Source organism: Romboutsia maritimum (genome assembly GCF_002251085.2).
Classification (GTDB): domain Bacteria; phylum Bacillota; class Clostridia; order Peptostreptococcales; family Peptostreptococcaceae; genus Romboutsia_B; species Romboutsia_B maritimum.
Genome location: NZ_NOJZ02000057.1, coordinates 1 through 4,158, shown reverse-complemented (window position 1 = coordinate 4,158; position 4,158 = coordinate 1). Strand labels below are relative to the sequence as shown.

4 protein-coding genes are annotated in these 4,158 nt (G+C 28.7%); all 4 read left to right on the top strand.

Annotated features, from left to right (window positions below):
* The first annotated feature begins 331 nt into the window (after nt 1–331).
* A complete protein-coding gene (locus CHF27_RS13405; protein ID WP_095405788.1) occupies nt 332–1,090 on the top strand; it encodes an N-acetyltransferase in 759 nt (252 codons plus the stop codon).
* Nucleotides 1,091–1,278: 188 nt separating this feature from the next.
* Nucleotides 1,279–1,881 (top strand): TetR/AcrR family transcriptional regulator, encoded by a 603-nt coding sequence (locus tag CHF27_RS13400; RefSeq protein ID WP_095405789.1) that lies wholly within the window; start codon nt 1,279–1,281, stop codon nt 1,879–1,881.
* 104 nt (nt 1,882–1,985) lie between these two features.
* Nucleotides 1,986–3,344: an MATE family efflux transporter gene (locus tag CHF27_RS13395; protein ID WP_095405790.1), complete on the top strand. Its 1,359-nt coding sequence runs from the start codon at nt 1,986–1,988 to the stop codon at nt 3,342–3,344.
* 122 nt (nt 3,345–3,466) lie between these two features.
* On the top strand, nt 3,467–4,158 hold a 692-nt coding region (locus tag CHF27_RS13390; RefSeq protein WP_330409809.1), incomplete at its 3' end, for an ATP-binding cassette domain-containing protein.

Sequence of the window (4,158 nt, the reverse complement as noted above, 5' to 3'; positions counted from 1 at the left end):
GAAGATATGATTCTTATATATATAAGTGGATTTGTAGCTCATATAATTCCAAGAAAGTACTTAGATAAGGAGACTGAGAAAGAATTTATAAAAGAGCTTAAAATTAGTTAATTTTCTTCAATAAATAAAAACACATGCTCACTTGGAGGTGTAACGGAGAATCGTACTATAAATAACTGAGTTTTTTAGCTTTAGGCATTGATATAACTTGCTTAAAGCTATTTTTGTATGTAAAAATACAATATCATAATTAAAGTGATAATTTATTATTAATAAGACATAATGGTGTCATATTTAAAATGATATAATAAAAGCGATAAGGAGTGATATTGTGGAATTTATTAATATAACTGAAAATAATATTGAACAAGAACATATATGTTGTATGATTTCTGATAAGAAAGGTGAATATTGTATAAAATCTAAAAAGGATTGGATGAAGGAACGATTAAAAGATGGATTAGTTTTTAGAAAATTAAACGTTAGAGGCAAAGTTTTTATTGAATATATACCAGCAGAAAATTCTTGGTATCCATTTGATGCAGATGGATATATGGTTATAAATTGCTTTTGGGTATCAGGACAATATAAAGGAAAAGGTATTTCAAATTTATTATTAGATGAATGCATTAAAGATAGTAAAGAACAAGGTAAAAAAGGGATAGTTGTTTTATCTTCTAAAAAGAAAATACCATTTTTAAGTGATGGAAACTATCTAAAGTATAAGGGATTTAAGATAGCAGACACAGCATATCCTAATTATGAACTTTTATATCTTCCATTAAAAAAAAATGAAACTATGCCAACAATAAAATCATGTGCTAAAGAGGGTAAAATATTCGAAAAAGGATTGAAGTTATACTATAGTAACCAATGCCCATATACCGAAAAATACGTTTATATGATAAAAGAAATAGCAAAGGTTAGAGATATAGATTTAAGAATAGAAAAATATGAAAGTAAGGAACATGCTCAAAATGCTCCATCACCATTTACAACATATAGCTTTTTCTTTAATGGTAATTTTATAACTAATGATATATTCAGTGAAAAGAAATTTATTAAATTTCTTGATAAAAATAATTTATAATTTAAAATAAGTTTAAATTTTATATAAATAAGAAAAGCTTAGTGATGATAACACTAAGCTAATTTTTTTGTTTTATGGATACGTAGAAGCATATTTATGGAGAACTAAAATAACTAGTTGACAATGATTATGATTTGCAATACACTATTATCGACGGTACCGTCAGTAATAAAAATAGGAGGATAACAATGTGTCCTAAACAACGTATGTCAGCTGAAGTTAGAAGAAAAGAAATATGTGAAGCAGCAAAAAAAGTGTTTTTGCGTAAGGGTTTTCAAAATACTACGATGGAAGGTGTAATAAATGAAGTTGGAATGAGTAAAGGAGGAGTGTATAACTATTATAAAAATACATCTGATATGCTTTACGACATAATGATTCAAGGAAATGAACAGCGGTTTGAACAAATTGGAGACTTTATGAAGAAACACCCGGATTTGTCAAATGAAGAGCTTGCAATTGAATTGACAATTTTAAAGATATTTGACAAGAACGAATATAAATCAATATATGCAATGTTTCTGATAGAGTCTGAAAAGGACGAACGTTTAAAAAAGTTACAGATAAAAATTTTTAAAGATTCAAAAAAAGAGTTTTTAGAATTTATTGAATCTCATAATTTGAAAAGACTAAGCTGCTTAGTAAATGATGAATTTATAGCACTAATAAATTCTATGATTGTAGCAACTGAAGTTTTAGATGTAAGAGATACATTTTTAAAACGCAGTGATTTATTTCGAGATATAATTTCATCATATATAGAAAAAAATAATAAAGAGACAACAAAGTAGATTGTGAGTAGGAGATTATGGTTGGTGAAGGTTGATAAACATTATTTGGAGAAGAAAAACAAAGAATTTTAATTGCAAGATGTATATTAGAGGAGGTAAAAAAAATGAAGCAGGATATTAAAGAGCAATTGCTCACAAAACGACCAATAGATTTATTGTTCCAACTGTCAGTTCCGGCAGTAATAGGAATGATTGTAATAGGGCTTTATCCACTAATGGACGGAATCTTCGCTGGAAATATTATAGGGCAAAATGCCATGACTGCTTGCAGTGTGGCAATGCCACTTACATTTTTCAATAGCGGAATATCTACACTTATTGGTATGGGTTCAGCATCTATACTCTCCAGAGCCTTGGGGAAAGGAGATCAGAAAACGGTAAATAAAATAATGGGAAATCTTATTTTTTGGGTAATTCTATTCTCCTCAATTATCACTGTAAGTGGAATTTTGCTTGCTCCTCACTTTCTTTCTATGGTTGGAGCAACTGGAGAAATAAAAGAATTAGGAATTAGATATTTAAGGATTATATTTTTAGGTTCATTCTTCGTAAACTTTACTCAAAGTGCCAACATGGTTATGCGTGGAGAAGGTTTGATGAAAAAAGCTATGATGATTATGGGACTTGGAGCAATACTTAATATCATCTTAGATCCAATTCTTATGACTGCGATGGGAGATAAGGCAATTGAAGGTGCTGCTCTTGCGACAATTACAGCTCAATTTGTTCAGGCAGTAGCTACTCTTTACTATTTCAAGAAGAAAAGTAAAGTTGTGAAAATAAATGGCATTAAATCAGACAAGAAGATTTATTCCGAAATGTTCTCAGTAGGCTTATCAGCAATGATGATGCAAGTACTTTTTATGATACAGCAAACTCTATTATACAAAATGGCATTTAAGTATGGTGGAGAAACAAATGGAATTCTAATGGCAGCATCACTAAGAGTATATGCTTTCTCATTTATTCCGTTATGGGGAATGAGTCAAGGGTTACAGCCTGTTGTTGGAACAAACTTTGGTGCAAAGCAGTATCAGAGAGTGAAAGAAGCGATGAAGGTATTTTCTATAGGTGGTTTAATACTTGCATCAATCTTTTGGTTACCTTCGCTTATTTTATCAGGGCAAATTCTTTCATTATTTGGAGTAAAACCTGATATTATCGCTCAAGGAGTAAATAGTTTTAGATTGTTCTATTGCGTATTTATTCTTTACGGAGTAATGGTAATGACAATAACATTCTTTCAATCGATTGGAGATGGTAAGAAAGCTGGCATTATTGTTATGTTTAGACAACTTATTCTATTTGTTCCAGCAATGTTGTTACTTCCAAAAATCTTTGGAGTAAGTGCTATATGGTTTACGCAACCGTTAGTTGACTTCATCATGATTTCCATTGGAATTTTGATGTTAATAAATGAGCTGAAAAAAATAGGTAATTTGGAAAATTCTCAATCAGCTTAAGTTTTAAACCCAAGTAGAAGCATACTGCCCCTACTTGGGTTTATTTTATCATGGAGTATACCCTATTTGATAAACACATAGAAAATACGTATAATAAGAATTAAGATGGGTGTGTTTATTAAATGAGAAACCAAAGAAGATTTACTAAAGAATATAAAAATCATGGCAAAAATTATTATAACAACTATGAAAGGAAAATAAAAATGATATATTTAAATAGTTTTATATTTCCAAATGAAAATATAGAATTTGACTTCATAATAAAAGAAAAAAGAACTTGTTATGATTCATTTTATCCATTTAAAATATTATCAAAAAATAGATTTGAAAGGATTGATTTTGAACCAATTACTATTTTATATGGAGGCAATGGCTCTGGAAAATCAACAGCATTAAATATAATAGCAGAAAAAACTGAAGTAAATAGAGATTCTATCTACAATAAATCTAATTTTTATTCTGACTATGTTAATTTATGTGAGATGTATCTTGAAGAAGAAATTCCTAAAAATAGTAGGATTATAACAAGTGATGATGTATTTGACTATATGCTAAATATTCGTAATATCAACGAAGGAATTGATCAAAAGAGAGATGAACTTTTTGAAGAATATTTAGATACAAAATATTCTAGCTTTCAAATGAATTCTATAGAAGATTATGATCAATTAAAAAAAATAAACAATGCTAGAGGAAAAACTCAATCTAAGTTTATACGTGAAAAATTAATGGATAATGTAAGAGAATATTCGAATGGAGAAAATGCATTTCGATATTTTATTGAAAAGATAGGAGAAAATGGATTATATATATT

Bases quoted from the DNA above. Each gene is read 5' to 3' on its own strand.
- CHF27_RS13400 (WP_095405789.1), top strand. From the start codon at position 1,279: ATGTGTCCTAAACAACGTATGTCAGCTGAAGTTAGAAGAAAAGAAATA.
- CHF27_RS13395 (WP_095405790.1), top strand. From the start codon at position 1,986: ATGAAGCAGGATATTAAAGAGCAATTGCTCACAAAACGACCAATAGAT.